This is a genomic window from Paenibacillus sp. FSL M7-0802 (assembly GCF_038004945.1).
GTDB lineage: Bacteria > Bacillota > Bacilli > Paenibacillales > Paenibacillaceae > Paenibacillus > Paenibacillus polymyxa_B.
Genome location: NZ_JBBOSD010000001.1, coordinates 1,574,426 through 1,594,367, shown reverse-complemented (window position 1 = coordinate 1,594,367; position 19,942 = coordinate 1,574,426). Strand labels below are relative to the sequence as shown.

Genomic DNA, 19,942 nt, shown 5'->3' with positions numbered 1-19,942 from the left:
CCATGGCAAAAGAAAAAGCATCCATGACCATTCAGGCCGGATCAGGTGCAAAAAAAGGATATGTGGTTGCAGGGGCTATTTTGAAATGCAACCGTGGTACACAACCCACCCGGCTCAAGCGTCCGCTTAGCCACGGTGTTTACATCAAGAACAAGGCCCAGATGAATGTGGGGGATCACGAACCGGGAGTTCATATATCTGGGTTTGGTAATTGTTTTAGCCCAGCCAATCCGGCGGTTCAAAATAGCCAGATGGTGGACATTTTCGGTATGAAGAAGGCGCCTTGTGTTCCGGTCATTCTTCGACCTTGGATTGGGGGCAAGCAGGATGTGCTCGTCGAGGGACAGCCTGCCTTGCTGGAGCATTGTACCAATGCCTGCCTGTATTGCGGAGCAATAACGATTGAAAATGACGGGCAGAATCTGGAATGATAGTGGGGGTTTCTCATCAAATGGACAAGGTGCAGGAAACATCCGGTTACCGTCATGTGGAATTACTGAGTAAAGTTCCGCTGCAAACTATGACAGACATTCGTATTGAGCGTAGATTGGGCGACCATGTGCGTTTGGTAGTAAGTGGCATCGTGCCGGAGGAAAAGCAGGAACGGTTTATGGAGTTAGAGAGTGAAGCCGAACCGGTTGAAGTCATCGAAAAGGACAAGGATGGCCAGCGGCTGCGTACGTTGTTTCATGGACAAATGACGCGTATCACGCTGAAGCAGGTACACGGTATTCATTACGTACAGTTAGAGGCCATATCGCATACGATTCGACTCGATGTGAGGCCTGTGACCCGGTCTTTTCAAGATCATACCATGACGTATGGGCAGCTGCTGAAGCAGGTACTTACTGGTTATACAGGCGCAGATGTGATTGATACGGTCAGCGGGGGTGCTCAACTGGGCGCTTTGACATTGCAGTACAGAGAAACAGACTGGGCATTTTTGAAAAGGATGGCTTCCAGATTTGGAGCTGTGCTTGTGCCTGAGGCTGCCGCAGATTCCCCCAAGTTCTGGTTCGGTATTCCCGAGGGACGACCCGCAACACTGGATGAGGTCCCGTATCACTCAAGAAAAAGCTTTGTCGGCGCAGATGGGGCTTTTTCTGACGGGGACGGTTTGTCATGTGGAGCATCGTCGGTGTACGAAGCCGCAGCAATCCTTGGGCGCCCTCTTCCAGGATCGGGACATGTGGACGACGGAATAAAATATTTTTGGAGTGATTCAAGCAGCAGTGAGCGACTATCTGCTGTCAGCGTGGATGGCTTCATGGGTAGAGCATTGCCTGGGGGAGCAGACCTTTGGCATATACAGACGGGGATTCAAATCGGTATGAGCCATAACGAAGCCAACACCCCCTATGGTACGTCCTATACTGTGGAGAGTGCACGATATTTCCGCCCCGGAGATGTACTCTCTTTTCAAGGCAAGGAACTGCTCGCTGCGGATATAGTGTCCCGGATGGACCGGGGGTTGTTTTTACATACCTATACACTGGTTTCTGAAGATGAAATTCGGCAAAAGCCGATCTGGAACCATTCAGTGAGAGGGGCCTCCCTAGAGGGCCGGGTACTGGAAGTTGAGCGGGATCAGGTACGTGTACATCTCACCATAGATGCTGTACAGGAACGGGAAAAGGCATGCTGGCTCCCCTATGCAACAGGCTATAGTGCAGAGGGCCATAGCGGCTGGTATGTGATGCCCGAAAAAGGAGACATGGTGCAGGTACAGTTCCCGACTTTGCAGGAGTCGGATGGTTTTGCAGCCAGGTCTGTGAGGCGCAGTGGCAAGCCTGTACCCGAGTTGGGCAATCCGGACATTAAATACTGGGGCACTCCTCATGACAAGCTGGTTAAGCTAAGCCCGCAAGAGTTGCTAGTATCGGCTAAAACGGATAGCGTATATATTTCACTTGATGCGAAGGGAATACAGGTATACAGTGACCATGCGCTGTCAATTGCAGCCAAACGGGGGTTAACGGTCCACGCGGAGGACACACTGGACATTACGGCAAACGAGGCCATTTATTTGCAAGCAGGCAGCAGCAGTATGGTGATAGACGGAGAGACGGATATTCGTTCGTCGCAAGTGAAGCTGGATGGGATAATCAAGCGTCCGGTTTTCGTCGCTGATCTGGAGCCCGTGCCAGAACCGCCGTTGATGTCGATCAAGGCGTATCAGGCCGCCCACGCGCCGAAGAGTACTAGCGAATCAGGGACAGGCTCACCTAACGGGGGAAGCTCAAGAGGTGGCCAGGCGGGGAAGGCAGGTGCTTCCCCCGCCACACCTACATCGCCCAAGGTAAACCTGCTGGGAGGGATACTGAACGTGGCTCAGAAGGCGCTGAGTATCATCGGTACGGTTCCCGTACTGGGAACGCCTGCCCGGATAGTGAGCAGCAAGCTCACCTCTATTCGCCGCGACGTTGCCAAGGGAGGGTCAACCCGTGCCTTGAAGTATGCGGCCGCTGGTTTATCCATGCTGGCAGGCGTGCCATCAGGAGGCTGGGCTGTGCTGGCCGGAAGGAATCTGGCGCGGGAAGCCGTAGCCTTTAACCGCCGGGTAGCTGCTTATAAAAAGAACGGCGTCGGACAACGCTACGCCGCCGCTTACAGAGGCAAAGTATGGACGGCAGCCCGCAACGTCGCCAGCTCCAGATCATTAGGTGAGCTAGTGAAAAGTCTAGCCCATAATATGGACAAGCTGAATACGGAGTATCACAAAATTCCGCTTGAAGTAAGAGCGGGCTGGCGGAATAAAAAAGTTAAACAGTTACAACCCTTAGATGCCACCGGAGCGAAGAGAATTCTTGATGAGAAATTTGGTTCCATTAATCAAAATGACCAAAATAGAAATCTTGAATTTGAGGAATATGTTAAGAATGTAATGGTGATGCGTGAAGGAGAAGCAGGTTTTTTAGAAGAAAAAGAAAGATTAAGGAATGAGTATGAAAGATATTATAAGTTTAATCCAAATAGGGATTTTGAAACTTGGTTTGCAAGGCTAACACAAACGAGTAAAGTAGAAAGTAACTCGGAGACAAAAGCCCAGTGGGCCTTCGTAGAGCTGATTTTAAATAAAAAAGACCCGTACCCTAGGCCAGTAAATCCCGAGCTAAAAGGAAAAACCGAGCCAGATGTTCGTTTAGAAACTGCGATGAATGCAGGAGCCAAAAAAGCGGAAAAAGAACAAGCTGAAGCTGATCTAAAGCGATGGTATCAAAGTTTATACAAGGGTAAGCAACAACAGACTTTTGAAGAATGGTTTGCCCATCTTACAAGTAGTGATGAGATGGAAGCCGAGCAGGCACTAAGTGAATTCCGTGGAAAGATAGCATTAGAGAGCGCAATTTCCCAAGCACAGTTCGAACTCATAATTTCCACCGCATCTATCTTCCAATCAAGACAGAGCACCCGCCCGACTCTTGGTATTGTTTCTCGCGGCATGTCAAAAGGAACAGGGGCTATTAAGGGGAATTCTAAGATACTAGAGGAAACTGATATTGGTTCAACAATCAAGAATAAATTTCCTAATGAAGGGTTACCCAAAGACGGGAAAATACTAACATATACTTTAGAGAATGGAAGGATTAAAGGAATTAACGGTAGGACGCAAGTGGATTTTGTTATAGATAAAAATGGGGAATTAGTAATTGGGAAAAGGCATCATACCCTAGGCAATCGAGATGAGGTTCTTGCGGCAGGGCAATTGAAAATAAATGGACAAGGAGAAGTAAGACGAATTGACAATAAGTCAGGTCATTATCGGCCGACAGTAGCTGAAGCATCAAAGTATCCAGAACTCTTTGAAAAAGCTGGAGTAAAAGTAAAAGGAGGATGGATTGAATTATATAAATTTGAGATAAATAAATCGGGTTATCTTACAGAAGCTGAAAAAGTGGTAAGCAAAAAAATAAAATAACAGGAGTATGTTAAATTGGAAAATATAACACAAATGAATAAGCAACTTTTTAGAGAAAACTTATTAAAGACTGTTGATGAAATCAGAATACAAAAAGAATTAATAAACCAGGAGATCAGGTTTATTGTTGAACCTGTGGAGGAGCGTAGCAAAAACTTAAATTCAACAGATGAATGGATCAAATTAACACTTCTGAGTAAAGAGAATACTAATGGGAGATATCTAGAATTAGAAGAAGTTATAAAACTACTTACTGGTTTAATTCCTTTAGTACCGATTTGGTTGAATATTTCTTTTGAAGAGATAAAAGATGATGTAGCAATTTTTAAAATTCAAACAAGCTTAAGATTCCGCAAACCTAGCATATTACAAAATCAAGAGACGGGTCATCCTCCGTTCAAAGCAGTATTTTAGACAAGTTGAATTCCTTGAATTCGAATAAAATACTAGGGTTTATGTAGGTGTTTAAAGTGTCCAAAAGCCCCTACTGAGAATAAATATATTCAAACTGAAAAAAATGTTAATTTATGCATAATTAGTAATATGAAAAGACGATACAAAATCTAAGATGATCAGTGAGAAAAGATTAAAGACGCGTTACCACCGGAATGAAAACACACAGAGCGACCTGGAACAGACAATCGGGTGATGCTCAAAGCGATATCGTGAGTCGCCCGCACAGGAATGCCATGGCACAATATGCTAGACTATTATCCTTCCTGGTCCTCGTTATACACCTGGTTCCGCCGCTGGAAAATCGCTGGCATCTGGGAACGGGTTTTAGAGCATATTTCAATGGGCAACGAATTTTAGGGGGCAGTTCGCCTCGGGACCATCCATAGGAAATACTCCCCCCTTTTGCCCCGGTTCCATGCTGATGGACAAGAACAATAGTCGCATCGTATCTTCCCTGGACATTCCCAGATGCTGAATAAGCTTCTCAATGGCGACGGCTTTGTGAATACCGGGAACCATGACCCGCTGTGCCTCGCCGAGAGCAGATATGGTACATTGAATAACTGCAAAATTCCCCTGAAATTCTTTTTTTATTTGCTCAAAAGGATTTCCAAAAACACGCCTTGTTCAAATCTCTACGATACAGATTGTCTTCTCCTACAATTAGGCCGGTGATAAAAGGATGCGAACGCTCTTCCTTTCTATCTGGTTGCGGGAACATTGTCCACATCACCCATAGATAAGCCGCTCCACATGGGGAAAAAAAGTTTTTACTCGCAACCAGTCCCCCGTTCGATTCCAAATAAAAGTCCATTCCATGCAGATCAAAGTAGTCGACCATATGCTTTACATCTTCATCCGATACTTTGTGATGATATAGCATTTTGCCTTCCATTTCTAGAAAGTCCCCGCCAGCGTCGATGATCCCGTCGAAACCAACCTCCATGTTAAAATCATAAATCTCCGCTTTGGATCGGCCTGTGTATAAATAAATGAGTTGCCCGTTCTTTATGGACTGGATACATGCTGTTTTTGCAGATTCGGGAATCATGCTGTCGTCATCCACCAGTGTTCCATCTATATCTAAAAAGATGATCTTTTTGTTCATCTCAGGTGCTCCATGCTCTCGAATGTTTTCTCTTATGTTACTAATATATTTATATTAGGTATATATTAAATTTGAAAAATATAACAAGGAAAAGAGGGAATCGGGAATTAGAAGAAGGTAAGTAGCTCCTGTCAATGTGACTAGAAAAATAGCTATCCTGGGGATTTTTTGATTTTATCGAATAAAGAAGGCATATCTAGAGAAGAGCAAAGGTGAATGTCATTAGCTAACCTGACTGAAGGTCCTTTTGTGTTCGATGGACTGGGCGGAGGTGGTGGCCCTAGCAGAGCAGAGATTCAAACAATATTTCTCACAGGTGGGAAAAAAACAAATCTCCGCGAAAATATCTTCCAATAGTGTCTCAGTGAAACAGCAGTCTAGGAAAATTGGGACTAAGGGAACTCGTTATGCTAAACCAACTGACCTATTCAAAGAAGATACCTTTGCCCCAAATGGGCAAAGGATCGCACCTAAAAATTTGTATCGAGAACTGAATAAGCAAATGTAGGAAAAGAAACAGTAGACTTAATAAAACGGAATAATATAAAAATCAAACTGGAGTATGGAAATTCCTTTAGATGACTTTGGAAATCAAATCTTGGGATTTGCAAATGTTAATACAAACACTATAAGAATATATATAAAAGGAACAGAGTCTGTTACTAGGACTACTCAAACAATTATCTATGAAGTTACACATAATTCATTAAAAAATCCTACTTATACTCAACGCGAAGAGGTTATTGCGTTTTTAAGAGAAGCAAAGCATTAAAAGAAAATCTTCATATAGTGAAATTCGTGCTATCCTCAAAGAAGTGAAACTTCTTTATCCTAATTTACCGTATCGTTGACTTTAAGGAGGAAAATATGGATAAGTATAATAAAGAATAAGAATGATATTGATAGAAAGGTCTTGAATGGTGAAAAAGTCCCCTGTCCAAATTGTGGGTAAATCCTATTTTATCAAAAAGCAGAAAGTGGTATGCATCCAAGTATTATATGTCCATCTGGAGACTACCATGTTCGGTTAAATGTTAATAAAAGCGATATATTAGACAGGTTGGGCTTAACAAAACGGAACAAGGGTAATAAATAGGATCACATTGTTTGGTTATAAATATATTTTATTGATTATATGCAAAAAAATGTATTGTATACTATCAACAACAAGATCGTACAATACAAGCTACAAACACTTAATTAACTTTCAAAAGCTCTTCCCAACTTGAACCATGAGTAGGAATGAGCTTTTTTGCATGCAGAAAATGAGCTGAGAAACTGAACTAAATGACAAAACGTAACAAGTCATTCAACAGATGGGCTGCTTACATAGGCACATAAAGCATACGAACAGCTTATGGATGAAATTCGTGGTTACTGTCAGCAAGCCAAGGAATTGCCCGAACAGGCGGCAGAGTTGCAGCGCTCAGGACGTAGAGACTTTCAAGTAAGAGCTGAAATTAAACAGTTACTGGATCAGGCGGAACATTTGAGGGATGTAGCAGATCAGAAAGACGGCCTGATGCGTCAGCAAGCACTTTAATGGATTGATGATTTAGAGAGTCAAACATCTTAAGCTTGGATTTTATCCTCTAAATAATGCTATGAGGACACATTGGACATTACGGCAGGTGAGGTCATCTATTTGCAAGCAGGCAGCAGTAGTATGGTGATGGATGGCGAGACGGCAGGTGCTTCCCCTGTCACACTTGCATCGTCAAAGGCAAACCTGCTGGGCGGGATGCTGAATCTAGCGCAGAAGGCGCTGAGTATCATCGGCACAGTCCCCGTGTTGGGAACGCTCGTCCGAATGGTGAACAGCAAGCTTACCTCCATTCGCTGTGATGTCGCCAAGAAAGGACCAACCCGTGCCTTGAGGTACGCGGCTGCAGGCTTATCCATGCTGGCAGAAGTGCCATCAAGAGGCTGTGCTGGCCAGAAGGAATCTGGCGCGGAAGCTGCTTATAAAAAGAACGATGTTGGTCAACGCTACGCCGCGGCTATCCATTAACCAAAAACAGCCCATTCATAACTTCAAGTGATTTAAGGAGAAGCGGGAGGGGAAATTAAAAAAAACAATAAGAAGCCTCTGAACCATTGCCGATTTAGGTCGGTATGACTCAGAGGACGTGTGTTTTGAAGCATTATAACATGTGTCCGGGCTTCTTGAGAGCTAAAGTTGGGTCATTTCCCAAGCCACATATTTTCCATCTGTTCAAGTGATCTCCCCTTGGTTTCGGGAACCTTGCGCCATATAAAGACCACGACGAACAACGAGATGGCTCCGAATAACCAGAAGGTGTTGGACGGACCGGCTGAACTCAGCAGAGGAGGGAATGCTTGCGATACCAGATAATCGCCGGCCCACAATGCCATCGAAGCGATGGCGACCGCTTTGCCGCGAATGCGGTTCGGAAAGATCTCCGAGATCATAACCCATACGATCGGCCCAAGCGATATAGCATAGGAGGCCACGTAGATCAATATCATGATGAGTACGAGCGGTCCGGTGGTCAAACCCATTTTGAATGCGGCTCCAATAATGACCAAACAGAGGGTCATCAACGAGGTGCCAATTATCAGCAGGACTTTTCGTCCCGCTTTGTCGATCAGCCATACGGATACGATGGTGAACAACACATTGATCAACCCGATCCAAATGGTCTGGGTCAAAGAAGCGTCCGTACCGAGTCCCATTCCCTTAAAAATAACCGGCGCGTAGTACAAAATGGCATTGATGCCGGTAATATGCTGCATAATGGCGAGCATAACACCGATAAAGAGAGCGACCCGAATACCAGGAGCGAACAATTGTTTCAATGAGTTGTTCTCATTTTTGAATGATTCCTTGATATCAAGCACTTCCTGCTTAGCGGCTTCTTCACCGTGAATTTTCAGCAAAATCGGCAGCGCTTCATAAGGCCGATTCTGTTTAATAAGCCATCTCGGGCTTTCGGGTATGAAGAGCATCAAGAGCATAAAGATCAGTCCCGGAACGGCTCCCACTCCGAACATCCAGCGCCAGGCTGTTGAGACACCCCAGGCTTCATCCCCCAGGCTGACGATCCACGAATTCTGAAAATAAACCAGGAAAATCCCAGTTACGATCGCCAACTGATTTAAAGCAACCAAACGGCCTCGGTATTTAGCGGGAGCGATCTCCGCGTTGTACACCGGACAAACGGTGGAAGTGATCCCTATGCCAATGCCACCGATCATGCGAAAGATAACATACCCGGTGAACGTGTCTTGAAGCGCTGAGCAGATCGAGCCGACGATGAATAAAAATCCGGCGGCCAGCAATACCTTTTTTCTGCCGATCTTTTCACTCATGTAGCCGGAGAGAGCCGCTCCGGTGACACTCCCGACAATCAGACTTGACACCGCCCAACCAACCTGAAATTCGTTCAGCGAAAAACGCTGCTGCAGGAATTCGATCGCTCCCGAAACAACCGCGATATCAAAACCGAACAGGATGCCTCCGAGCGCAGCTACGATGGATACCAACGTCACAAAAAGCATATTAGGTTTTTCTGATTGAAGCGCTTTCTGTTGAGCGCTTTCATTATTGATGATTACTGCCATATGATCATCTCCCCTCCAGATCTCTGGAACCTCATTCCGTTCTTCGAGGAGAAGTATAACATGCGCTTATAAAAGAAAGGCCGGTTATCGTCTTCAATAAACGGACCTTTTCATGCACGATTTTGGCTTCGATTCCCGAATCGGAGATAGAGGGGCTGAACCTAGCATTACCTTGTCATTCGAGCTTAAAAAAATCCATGCCGATAGTCGGCATGGATGAATCTCTACTATTTTTGGCCTTTGAACTCAGTGGGAGGAACACCCGTTATCTTCTTAAAGACTCGGCTAAAATAGTTCGGGTCCTTATAACCCACTTCAAAGCTGATTTCCTTAAGAGTAAGGTTGCCGGCCTTAATCAGAGAGATGGCTTTATCAATCCGCAGCCGGGTTACGAAGTCGATGAATGTTTCTCCGTATTCCTGTTTGAAAATTTTGCTGAAGTAGTGAGGATTCAAATGGACAAAATCAGCCACTTCTTCCAGCGAAAGATCATCGTTGAACCGTTCCTCGATATACATTTTCGCCCTACCCAGCATAGTCAGTGTTTGAACCTCTCGCTGTTCGCGTATCCGTTGCAGTGCTGACATGACGTACGTCTGCTGAAGCATTCCATTCTCCGCTTTGATGGCAAGCAAAGAAGCGTTTCCAGCCTCTGATGACTTCAGTTCGTCAAAGTGGCAGAAACCTCCATCCCGCTTGCGTAGGGTGGAGGCAAAAACGGCTTCGAAATAGGACTTGCGAAGTCCTTCCTCGCCGCTATGCAGCGATCCGATTCCAATGGCCGTCTTTATACCAAGTTGCTCCTGGGCAAGCTCGGAGAGCTGCTGAACAAGGTGATTCACCAACTGCCGCCAGTCGTTTTCGCCGGTGACAGGTGGCTTGCGTAAAAAAGTGGCTACATGATGGTCGATCAAGGAGCTTACAATGGCATTCGGGCCATGCGTTTTTACATAGCTTCGGAAATGATCGTAAATTTTCTTTTTATCCTGCTCGTCCGTATATCCGTCAAAGGCGGCAATGATGGCGCTTCCCTGATCAAGAGGAAAGTCCAGCCATTCTGATAGCTGGGAAGCGCTTGAATCCACGGTCTGGTCGACCATAAGCATTAAAGCCAGCTCATTTTCTGCGAGCGGCATCAGCTGTGAGATTTTGTGCCTAAGCTCCAATTCTTCCGTACGTGCCCGCTTCTCGCACTCAATTTCTTCAATCAGTCGTTTCAGTGTACCGATGATCAGTTCTCGCTTCGCCGGCTTCAGAATATATTCTTTCACACCCAAAGAGAGCGCCTCCCGGGCATAGGCAAAATAATCATAGGCAGTAACGAGCACGAATCGGGTATCGGGAAGCCGTTCCTTTAATTCACGAAGCGCCGCAAGCCCGTCAATTCCAGGCATATTGATATCCAGAATGGCAATATGGGGACGGTGCTCTTCCGCACATTCAATCGCCATGCGGCCGTTGCCGGCATGAATAAACCGGAATATCCCCGGCATCGCCCGTTCCACTGTCAATTCCAGTCCTTCTCTCTCCAAAGCCTCGTCATCCGCGATCAACAACCGATACATCAGTCTGCTCACTCTCCTTCTTGACTGGAATTCGTATTGTTATGGTAGTACCTCGTCCGATATTGCTATTGATTTCAACCATTCCTTCCTTTCCGTAGAACAACTGCAGCCGCCTAAACACATTTTGCATTCCAAGTCCTGTTGAACTGCCGCTTTCGGCTTCGCCTTTAAGACGGAGTACGGACAGTCGGGTTTCCTCCGTCATGCCCTTTCCGTTGTCCGAAATTTCAATTTGTACATCTTCGTTCGCTCTCGACAGCGTTAACACGATAATGGCTCCGCTTTCCATATCTTCCACACCATGAAGAAAAGCGTTTTCAATAAATGGCTGGATCGTCAGGGCCGGAATTTGCTGCTGAAGTACGGAAGCGTCAAAGTGAAGATCGAAGCGAATTCTGTCCCTGAAACGCGCCTGTTGGATGGTTACGTATTCGCGGATATGATCCAGTTCCTCCTGGAGAGTTACGGGTTTGTCCAGCTTCTGCAGGCTGTACCGTAGCAGATTGGACAGCGAAACGATCAGGTCGCTGGTTTTCTCCGCCCCTTCCAGAATCGCCAGCTTGGAGAGCACATTTAAGGTATTAAATAAAAAGTGCGGGTTAATTTGATTTTGCAGAGCCAGAAGCTCCAGTTCCTTCACAAGCCGCCGCATTTCCAGACTCTGTTTATCCTTCTCGATGAGGATACTCAAATCGGCGGACATTTGCGAAATGGCGTCCGACAGTACGCCTAGCTCGTCATCCCGTCGCGGTTGGGGCTTGATATTCAGATCACCTGTGGCGATTCGCTTCGCCAGTCCGACAAGTCTGCCGACAGGGCCAGTAATGCTGCGCGAGACCCAGATTGCAAGCAAAACCCCCATCAGCGCGTTCATGCCGAACAACGCCACTCCCCATCCGTTCATTCGCTCATTCTTGTTCCGGATGTTCTCAATGATTGGCCGGTAATAAGCCAGTTCATCATCGATCAGTTGCTGACCCTCCTCATGAATATAGCTGACGGTTTTCTCCGCTTCAATATAATGTTCAAAAGCCGATTGAGGATCTTGTGCCTTTGCATCCAGAACTGCGGCTTGTTTCTCTTTAAGAAATGTAGCCAACAGATTCACGTAGTCCTCCTCGGCGAAAGAAGGGTCGGTCGAGTCGGAGACTTCCTGAATTCTGCCTTTCAACTGCATCAATTGGTATTCTGTCGGGCCCTGCACAGCCTTATCGCCTCTTGGATTAAGCAGATAGGCATATAGGAGATTTAAGTTGCTCTCCGCCGATTCGGAGGTTTGCTCGATGAGAAGAATGCGGCCAAGCATTTCATCGTAGCTCTGTTGTACGACCTTTCCGCTTTGGAATACAAAATAAGCGATGATATTGGCGAACACAACTAGAAGAGGGATGAACAGAAGCAGCTTCGTTCTGATCGTCATCGTCTGTCATCTCCGGTCATGTTGTCGGGAGTGTCCGCATGCATCTCATATATCCTGGTGTATGTTAATTCCTGGGGGGGATTCCCCTTTAGATAATCATTCAGTAATTTTATGGACTTAGCCCCCATTTCCTCTGGCTGTTGAACAATGGTCAGTTCGATTTTGCAATCTCTGATGGCTTTCAACGTCTCGGCCATATCGTCAAAAGCGAAAATCTGCAAATTCCGCGCTCCGCGTCGCTCCGAGGCTTCCAGAATACCAAGGCCGTCCAGCGCACTGAATCCGACCATGTAGCGGATCTGCGGATACCGGGTGAGCATGTTCTGAGCTTGCTGTGCTGCCTGAAGCCGTGAAATATTTGAGGAGCGAATCTCCACAATGCGGAGCTTGGGATAGCGACCGATCACGGAACGAAATCCAGCAAGCCTGAGTCGCTGATTCTCGACGCGCTCGCTACTGATCATAACTCCAATGTCGCCACGCTCTCCAGAGGCTTTCGCTAACAGCGCGCCCATCCGTTTTCCTGCTCCTTCGTTATCCGTTCCCACGTAAGCTAGTCTCCGGGAGTCTGGTTCATCCGTATCGATCGTGATGACGGGGATGCCAAGTCCGGCTGCTTTGTCGATTAATCGGCGATACTCTGGATCATTTATTCCTTGAACCAGAATTGCATCCGCCTTACTGGCGATCGCTTTATCCAGCAGTTTGACCTGCTCGGACGGATTAATGCGGTCCGGCCCGATATAATCGAGCCGCATACCGTACTGTTCCGCTTCTTTTCGGGCTCCTTGTTCGATTGACCGCCAGTAATAATTATCCAACTCCTGGGATATCAGTACGACTTTTGTATCGGAAACCCCGTCTTTTGGAGAAACCGTCTTCAATAACTCTGCAAATTGGTGAATTTGAAAAGAAGACAGAGTGAACTGGAAGAGCAGCCAGGCAAATAGCAGGAAGACTGGGATAAGGATAAATGTCCATTTACGGTTTGACATGTCTTGCTCCTTTGTAAATATTTACAGACTCACTCATTATACAGCAACAAAACAACCGCACGCAGCTATCGTCAGCATAAGCGCGGTTATTGAGGAGGAATTCCATATTTTAATCAAGGTACATGACCAAAGTAGAAATCTTGAAGGATAAGCAACAACAGATATTTGAAGAATGGTTTGCCCATCTTACAAGTAGTGAGGAGATGGAAGCCGAGCAAGTACTATGTGAATTCCGTGGAAAGATAGCATTGGAGATAGGCCCCTACCAGTAGAATTAGGAATTTTTAAGTCCAGAAACTACTGCAGGGGCTTAAGTATAAAAAAATTACATCACTAAATCAGACCATGCTTTTTAAAGCTGTGAAACAGTCCATCTTCATCCACAGCATCCGTAATGTCATCTGCAATGGCTTTGAGGCCCGGTTTGGCATTTCCCATAGCAATTCCTAGCGCACAATATTCAATCATTTCAGCATCGTTCATCCCATCTCCGATAGCAATGGTGTCTTCTTGGGATCTTCCCAAATGCTCAATAAGCTTTTCAATAGCTACGGCTTTGTGAATACCGGGAACCATTAGCTCGCCGCTGTCTTGCCCGAAAGCAGATACAGTACATTGAATAACCTCAAATTTCCCTGCAAATTCCTTTTTGATCTGTTCGAAAGGAACATTTTTGTTTTCCAAAAAGCATGCTTTGTTCACGTCACTACGATACAGGTTGTCCTCTCCTATAGTTAGGCCAGTGATAAAAGGATGCGGACGTTGTTCTTTTTTTTCTCTGGCTACGGGATCATTGTCCACATCACCATAGATAAGCCGTTCCACATGGGGCAAAAAGTTTTTACTCGCAAACAGTCCCCCGTTCGATTCCAAATAAAAGTCCAAATCATGTTCATCAAAGTAATCGACCATATGTTTAACATCTTCATCCGATACTTTGTGGTGATATAACATCTCGCCTTCGATTTCTACAAAGCCCCCGCCAGCTCCGATGATCCCGTCAAAACCGACCTCCATGATAAAATCATAAATCTCCGCTTTGGATCGGCCAGTGCATAAATAAATCAGATGTCCGTTCTTTCTCGCTTCGATACATGCTGTTTTTGCAGATTCGGGAATCATACCATCATCATCCACTAGCGTTCCATCTATATCTAAAAAGATAATCTTTTTGTTCATCTTAGGCTGCTCCTTGCTCTCCAATGTTTTCTTTTATGTTACTACATTTACCGCACTTAAAGTACATATTGAACTGAAAAAACACTAGATAGAAAGAGAGAAACGGATGGAACGAAATGGAAATCGGCAACCCTCTGCTAAAGCGAAAGTTAGGATTTTTGACACCTAAATACGAAACTGGTCATGATTTTGATAACGCTTTCCGCAGACCTATTGCTACAATGACGGTATATACCAATTCTAATTAACGGAGGTTGAATGCCGTGTCATTTAAAGTAGCTTTTATTGGAGCAGGAAGCATCGGTTTTACCCGTGGAATTTTACGAGATCTGTTATCGGTGCCGGAATTTAACGATATTGAAGTGGCTTTTACGGATATCAGTCAGCACAATCTGGATATGGTTACTGAGCTATGCCAGCGGGATATTCGTGAGAATGGTTTGTCCATACAAATACAGTCCTCTACGGACCGAAAGATAGCTTTAAAGGATGCCAAATACGTCATTTGTACGATCCGGGTTGGCGGGCTGGAGGGCTTTGCAACCGATGTGGATATTCCGCTGAAATATGGCGTGGATCAATGCGTGGGCGATACATTGTGTGCAGGAGGGATCATGTATGGTCAGCGTGGTATTGCTGAAATGCTGGCCATCTGTAAGGATATCCGCGAGCTAAGTGCACCGGATGTATTGCTGCTGAACTACTCGAACCCGATGGCGATGATGACGTGGGCCTGCAACAAATACAGCGGTGTGCGTACAATCGGTCTATGTCACGGCGTCCAGCATGGGCATCACCAAATTGCTGAGGTGTATGGTCTGGAGAAACAGGATGTGGACATTGTGTGCGCCGGAATCAATCACCAGACGTGGTACATTCAGGCGTCACATGAAGGCAAGGACCTGACAGCTGGACTGCTGGAGGCTTTTGAAAAACATCCCGAATATAGCCGCACCGAAAAGGTACGCATCGACATGCTTCGTCGTTTTGGCTATTACAGCACAGAGTCGAATGGCCATCTAAGTGAATATGTACCTTGGTACCGGAAGCGTCCGAATGAAATTCTGGACTGGATTGATCTAGGCAGCTGGATCAACGGAGAAACAGGCGGCTATCTGCGTGTATGTACAGAAGGACGTAATTGGTTTGAAACAGATTTCCCCAACTGGATGAAAGAAGACCCATTGGAGTACAAGGCGGAAAATCGCGGTGAAGAGCATGGTTCATACATTATCGAAGGTCTGGAAACCGGACGTGTATACCGGGGGCATTTTAATGTCGTAAATAACGGTGTGATTTCCAATTTGCCGGACGATGCGATTATTGAAGCGCCTGGATATGTGGATCGGAATGGTATCTCCATGCCACATGTAGGAGACCTTCCGCTCGGTCTTGCTGCCGTCTGCAATGTAAGTATTTCCGTCCAGCGTTTGGCTGTTGAAGCGGCTGTGCACGGAGATGATAAGTTGCTGCGGCAAGCGTTTATGATGGATCCGCTAGTGGGCGCGGTGTGTAATCCGAAAGAAATTTGGCAGATGGTCGATGAAATGCTGGTGGCCCAGGAAGCATGGCTGCCGCAATACGGAGCAGCAATTGTCGAGGCGCGTCAACGTCTGGCTGCAGGCGATCTGATTCCAACCCGACCTTATGAGGGAGCAGCGCGACTTAAGGTGAAGACGGTTGAAGAAATGCAGCTGGATCGGGATGCCGCCAATAAAAATGCAGGGCAATCTGACAAGGGCAAGGATCGCGAAAAAGTGTAGAACAACAAGAGCATAGATTGACTTCACAACAATAAAAGGGTGTTTTCACGGTCATGTGGCCTGAAAACACCCTTTTGCTGTCGATAGATATAACGATTTGGCATAGTTGGCGTTCTGGAGTTTATCATTGTCGATTTAGGCTGACGGAAATTAAAGAATACAGTCTTGCTTTTTTTGAATTCGCTCTTTTGCTGTCGATCCTAAATCTCCTGAGAGCTTGTCATAGCAGGGATGTTCAACAAATGAAGGAACCGGTTTCAGAAAAAGAGGTGCCACAACGAACCGTTAGAGTGGCAATTCATATGCCTAATTAATAATGTAGTCCTTAATTTATTCAATTTACAGCAGATTTCCAGCTCACTATAATCTAACATAGGAGGTGACAAAAAGGGGAAAATGTGAGCGCATGGACAAATAGAAAGCGCTTACCTTTCGCAACTATGAACGCCGCTTTTTTTTGGAGAGTAGGCGTAACTCACATTTAATCATGTAACAATCAGGTGCCGACATAGGAAGATTCAACAAAATCCACGGAAAGATAGGTGAAGCAATTGAAAACAAAGCAAGTGCTTCGTAAAAGCATGAAGTATGCTTTTGCGCTATCACTCGTCGCAAGCAGCTTTCTACCAGGTGCAGGATTTACGGATAAAATACATGCAGAATCCCATGTGGACAATCCTTACCAAGGGGCGACAAAATATGTTAGTCCTGATTATGCGGCTAGTGTTGATACATCGATTGCCAAGATTACGGATGCCAATCTGAAAGCAAAAATGCAAACGGTCAAAACATTCCCGACAGCCGTATGGCTTGATCGTATCGCTGCTATTAACGGCGGTGGAGGCAAGCTTGGCCTGGAAGCGCATTTGGACCAAGTATTGGCGCAAAAGAAAGGCAGCACACCGATTACGGCGGAATTTATTGTGTATGATCTGCCCGGACGGGATTGTCATGCCTTGGCTTCCAATGGTGAATTACCGCTGACTCAGGCAGGGCTGGAAACATATAAAAAGGATTATGTTGACAAAATTGCTTCTATTTTCGCAAATCCCAAATATAAGGATATTCGTATCGTAGCGATCATTGAACCAGATAGTTTGCCAAACCTGGTAACCAATCTGGATGATCCTAAATGTGCGCAAGCCAAGTCTACAGGGATTTATGAAGCTGGTGTTAAGTACACAATGAATAAGCTGAACGAGATTCCGAATGTGTACAAATACGTAGATATCGGTCACTCTGGCTGGTTAGGTTGGGATAACAACCGTGCAGCAACGGTATCCCTGTTTACAACTATCTTCAAAGACACTAGCAAAGGTCTGTCCAGTGTAGATGGCTTTATCACGAATACAGCCAATACTTCACCGCTGACAGAACCTAATTTGCCTGATCCAAATCTGAATGTCGGCGGACAACCGATCAAATCGTCCAAGTACTATGAATGGAATCCTAATTTCGATGAATCGGATTTCGCAGAGTCATTGCATAGAGATTTTGTCAGCGCAGGCTGGCCGAGCTCACTCGGTATGTTAATTGATACAGGCCGTAACGGATGGGGCGGACCTAACCGTCCGACTTCCGCAGTCGGCAATGATATTAACTCCTATGTAAACTCAGGCCGTGTTGACAAACGCTCGCACCGTGGTAACTGGTGTAATAACAGCGGAGCAGGTATGGGAACACCGCCACAAACGGCTCCAGCTGGCCATATTGATGCCTATGTATGGGCGAAACCTCCGGGTGATTCCGATGGTTCCAGCTCACTCATTCCGAACGATGAGGGTAAAGGCTTTGACCGTATGTGTGATCCTACCTATACAACCAAGGATGGCACATTGACAGATGCTTTACCGAATGCACCTATTTCAGGAGCATGGTTCCATGATCAGTTTGTGATGCTGGTACAAAATGCGTACCCTGCAATCGTGCCTTCCACTGGTGGTGTGGACCCAGCGCCTACAGCTCCAGCTGTACCGTCAGGCTTAAAGGCTGTTGTGGGCAATGCTCAAGTAACACTGACTTGGAATGCGTCTACTGGTGCCGATAGCTACACGGTAAAACGTGCCACTAGCGAAGCAGGTCCTTTTACAGCCGTTGCGCCTCTTGTAACGGAAAGAGAGTACACGGATAAGGGACTGACGAACGGAACAACTTACTTCTATGTTGTAAGTGCTACGAATGCGAAAGGAACAAGTAAGGATTCCGCAACGGTAAGCGCTGAACCTAAAGGTACACCGACTGATCCAACCGACCCTACAGAACCAGCGGGTGATCTGGTTGTAATGTACCGGGCTGGTGACACCGACCCAGCTAATAACGCAGTCAAGCCTTTCCTTAACCTGAAAAATAAAGGTACAACACCCGTGAAGCTGAGTGAGCTGAAAATCCGCTATTACTTCACGAAGGATGGCAGCCAAGAGCTGCAATCTGCAGTAGACTATGCGCAAGTAGGCAATGATAACGTGCTGCGTACCATTACAGACAACTATATTGAAATTGGTTTCAGTGCTGCTGCCGGCACGCTTGCTGCTGGAGCGCAAACAGGTGATATTCAGATCCGCATGAACAATAGTGACTGGTCTAACCTGAACGAATCCAATGATTACTCCTTCGATCCAACTAAAACCTCTTATGCAGAATGGAACAAAGTAACGTTGTTCCACAATGATAAGCTGGTGTGGGGAATCGAGCCTTAGGATTTAGCCAGAACAAGTGCCCTTGAGTGATTGAAAAGTATTAAAAGAAGGCTACGGCATAGCTGTCGTAGTCTTTTTTTACGTCTTCGAATAAAGAATTTGATGACCAAGGGAATAAGCATTGAAATTGTGTATAATGAAAAAAAGAATGCTGTTCTACTGTGGAGGGTCATCATGAGCAAAAAGTTAATCTTAGATGTAGATACTGGCATTGACGACGCGCTTGCTATTGCGTACGCGGTCCATTCGCCGGAATTGGAGCTACTCGGTATTACAACCACCTTTGGTAATATCTCGGTGGAGGAGGCAACACGTAACTCACTGATTCTGCTGGAAAAACTAGGGGTAGAGGCTCCGGTCGTGTCTGGCGCTCACAAGCCGTATGCTCGTGAGCTGTTCAAACCATATTCCCGGCATATTCACGGTGAAGACGGTATTGGCAATCAGTTGAAAGGAGCTCCCTCCCGTCAGGCTGCGTCTGGGGATGCCGCTGACTTTATTATCGGACAGGCTCGTCGCTATGAAGGCAAACTTACCCTGGTAGCTGTGGGACCGCTAACCAATCTTGCGATTGCATTGGATCGCTGCCCCGAATTTCCCCAATTGCTTGACCGCCTGATCATCATGGGCGGCGCGGTTACAGTGAAAGGGAATGTAACTCCGACGGCTGAAGCGAATATTTATGCCGATCCAGAAGCCGCAGCCTATGTGCTGGGAGCGGGCTTTCCGCTTACGCTGGTTGGGCTGGACGTCACGATGCAAACACTGCTTCCCCAGCAGGATGTGGACAAATGGCGTGAGCAAGGGACCGAGCTGGGCGCGTTTATGGCAGATATGACAGACTTTTATATGGAAGCCTATCGCAATTTCAGACCTGGTATTGCAGGCTGTGCTTTGCATGATCCACTGGCTGTAGGATTAGCGATAGATTCTAGCTTTGTGGAGACGCGTCCAATGCACATTGCCGTTGAGGTGGGGGATTCCGCCGAGGTTGGTCGCACCCGTGAGGTGCAAAATGAGAACGAAGCTCAAGCCCTGACTACGGTTGATGTGGCACTTAAAGTCGATGCGGAGCGATTTTTGCGTCATTTTCTTAGCCGGGTGGTATAAAAAAATAATTCGAAGATTGCCGATGAACCTGCATCGGCAATCTTTTGTGCATACATGTTTTAAGGGCCTTATCTAGAGGTGGACTCACTGCTATAAAATCCCATATCATGTTAGAATAGGTGTAGTTAGAAAAACTGCCGGACCAC

15 protein-coding genes and 3 pseudogenes are annotated in these 19,942 nt (G+C 46.2%); 10 read left to right on the top strand and 8 right to left on the bottom strand.

The annotated features are described in order from the left end of the window. Window positions 1–2: 2 nt before the first annotated feature. The 4 genes and pseudogenes from MHB54_RS07645 to MHB54_RS28705 all read left to right on the top strand — a co-directional run. Window positions 3–431 carry a DUF4280 domain-containing protein gene (locus tag MHB54_RS07645; protein WP_264454099.1) on the top strand — a complete coding sequence of 143 codons (429 nt, stop codon included), beginning with the start codon at window positions 3–5 and terminating at the stop codon, window positions 429–431. Window positions 432–451: 20 nt separating this feature from the next. Beyond that, the gene (locus MHB54_RS07640; RefSeq protein ID WP_264454098.1) at window positions 452–3,919 is read left to right on the top strand and encodes a phage baseplate assembly protein V; all 3,468 of its coding nucleotides are present in this window, start codon (window positions 452–454) and stop codon (window positions 3,917–3,919) included. A gap of 15 nt (window positions 3,920–3,934) precedes the next feature. Beyond that, entirely contained in the window at window positions 3,935–4,333 is a 399-nt protein-coding gene (locus MHB54_RS07635) for a hypothetical protein (protein WP_264454097.1), read from the top strand. A gap of 267 nt (window positions 4,334–4,600) precedes the next feature. After that, a pseudogene (locus tag MHB54_RS28705) lies at window positions 4,601–4,732 on the top strand (hypothetical protein); the annotation flags it as partial. Here the strand turns inward: MHB54_RS28705 and MHB54_RS28700 are convergent. The 3 genes and pseudogenes from MHB54_RS28700 to MHB54_RS07625 form a co-directional block, all read right to left on the bottom strand. Beyond that, a pseudogene (locus tag MHB54_RS28700) lies at window positions 4,725–4,820 on the bottom strand (IS5/IS1182 family transposase); the annotation flags it as partial. The pseudogenes MHB54_RS28705 and MHB54_RS28700 sit on opposite strands and share 8 nt — an antisense overlap. Window positions 4,821–4,876: 56 nt before the next feature. Beyond that, window positions 4,877–4,924 (bottom strand): annotated as a pseudogene (locus tag MHB54_RS28695) (hypothetical protein); the annotation flags it as partial. Between the two features lie 49 nt (window positions 4,925–4,973). Further along, a complete protein-coding gene (locus tag MHB54_RS07625) occupies window positions 4,974–5,483 on the bottom strand; it encodes an HAD hydrolase family protein (protein WP_264454095.1) in 510 nt (169 codons plus the stop codon). A gap of 562 nt (window positions 5,484–6,045) precedes the next feature. Between MHB54_RS07625 and MHB54_RS07620 the strand changes: the two genes are divergently transcribed. The 3 genes from MHB54_RS07620 (at window position 6,046) to MHB54_RS07610 (ending at window position 7,494) form a co-directional block, all read left to right on the top strand. After that, window positions 6,046–6,255 (top strand): hypothetical protein, encoded by a 210-nt coding sequence (locus tag MHB54_RS07620; RefSeq protein ID WP_264454094.1) that lies wholly within the window; start codon window positions 6,046–6,048, stop codon window positions 6,253–6,255. 585 nt (window positions 6,256–6,840) lie between these two features. After that, the gene (locus tag MHB54_RS07615; RefSeq protein ID WP_264454093.1) at window positions 6,841–7,026 is read left to right on the top strand and encodes a hypothetical protein; all 186 of its coding nucleotides are present in this window, start codon (window positions 6,841–6,843) and stop codon (window positions 7,024–7,026) included. A gap of 72 nt (window positions 7,027–7,098) precedes the next feature. Beyond that, entirely contained in the window at window positions 7,099–7,494 is a 396-nt protein-coding gene (locus tag MHB54_RS07610) for a hypothetical protein (RefSeq protein ID WP_264454092.1), read from the top strand. A gap of 173 nt (window positions 7,495–7,667) precedes the next feature. On the opposite strand, the gene MHB54_RS07605 is transcribed toward MHB54_RS07610, so the two are convergent. The 5 genes from MHB54_RS07605 to MHB54_RS07585 all read right to left on the bottom strand — a co-directional run bounded on the left by MHB54_RS07605 (window position 7,668) and on the right by MHB54_RS07585 (window position 14,227). Continuing rightward, window positions 7,668–9,068, bottom strand: a complete 1,401-nt coding sequence (locus MHB54_RS07605) for a sugar porter family MFS transporter (RefSeq protein ID WP_264454091.1) — start codon at window positions 9,066–9,068, stop codon at window positions 7,668–7,670. A gap of 227 nt (window positions 9,069–9,295) precedes the next feature. Further along, window positions 9,296–10,633: an AraC family transcriptional regulator gene (locus MHB54_RS07600; RefSeq protein WP_264454090.1), complete on the bottom strand. Its 1,338-nt coding sequence runs from the start codon at window positions 10,631–10,633 to the stop codon at window positions 9,296–9,298. Continuing rightward, the gene (locus MHB54_RS07595) at window positions 10,608–12,053 is read right to left on the bottom strand and encodes a sensor histidine kinase (protein ID WP_023987286.1); all 1,446 of its coding nucleotides are present in this window, start codon (window positions 12,051–12,053) and stop codon (window positions 10,608–10,610) included. Before MHB54_RS07595 ends, MHB54_RS07600 begins: the two co-directional genes overlap by 26 nt. Next, window positions 12,050–13,048: a sugar-binding protein gene (locus MHB54_RS07590; RefSeq protein WP_023987287.1), complete on the bottom strand. Its 999-nt coding sequence runs from the start codon at window positions 13,046–13,048 to the stop codon at window positions 12,050–12,052. The genes MHB54_RS07595 and MHB54_RS07590 overlap by 4 nt, the downstream gene beginning before the upstream one ends. Before the next feature lie 333 nt (window positions 13,049–13,381). After that, window positions 13,382–14,227, bottom strand: a complete 846-nt coding sequence (locus tag MHB54_RS07585) for a Cof-type HAD-IIB family hydrolase (RefSeq protein WP_023987289.1) — start codon at window positions 14,225–14,227, stop codon at window positions 13,382–13,384. A 263-nt stretch (window positions 14,228–14,490) separates the two neighbouring features. On the opposite strand from MHB54_RS07585, the gene MHB54_RS07580 reads away from it, so the two are divergent. From MHB54_RS07580 to MHB54_RS07570, 3 genes are all read left to right on the top strand, one after another. Then, window positions 14,491–15,990 (top strand): alpha-glucosidase/alpha-galactosidase, encoded by a 1,500-nt coding sequence (locus tag MHB54_RS07580; RefSeq protein WP_023987290.1) that lies wholly within the window; start codon window positions 14,491–14,493, stop codon window positions 15,988–15,990. Between the two features lie 542 nt (window positions 15,991–16,532). Beyond that, window positions 16,533–18,686 (top strand): glycoside hydrolase family 6 protein, encoded by a 2,154-nt coding sequence (locus MHB54_RS07575; RefSeq protein WP_081047454.1) that lies wholly within the window; start codon window positions 16,533–16,535, stop codon window positions 18,684–18,686. Between the two features lie 174 nt (window positions 18,687–18,860). After that, window positions 18,861–19,796 carry a nucleoside hydrolase gene (locus MHB54_RS07570; protein ID WP_053324774.1) on the top strand — a complete coding sequence of 312 codons (936 nt, stop codon included), beginning with the start codon at window positions 18,861–18,863 and terminating at the stop codon, window positions 19,794–19,796. Window positions 19,797–19,942 lie beyond the last annotated feature (146 nt).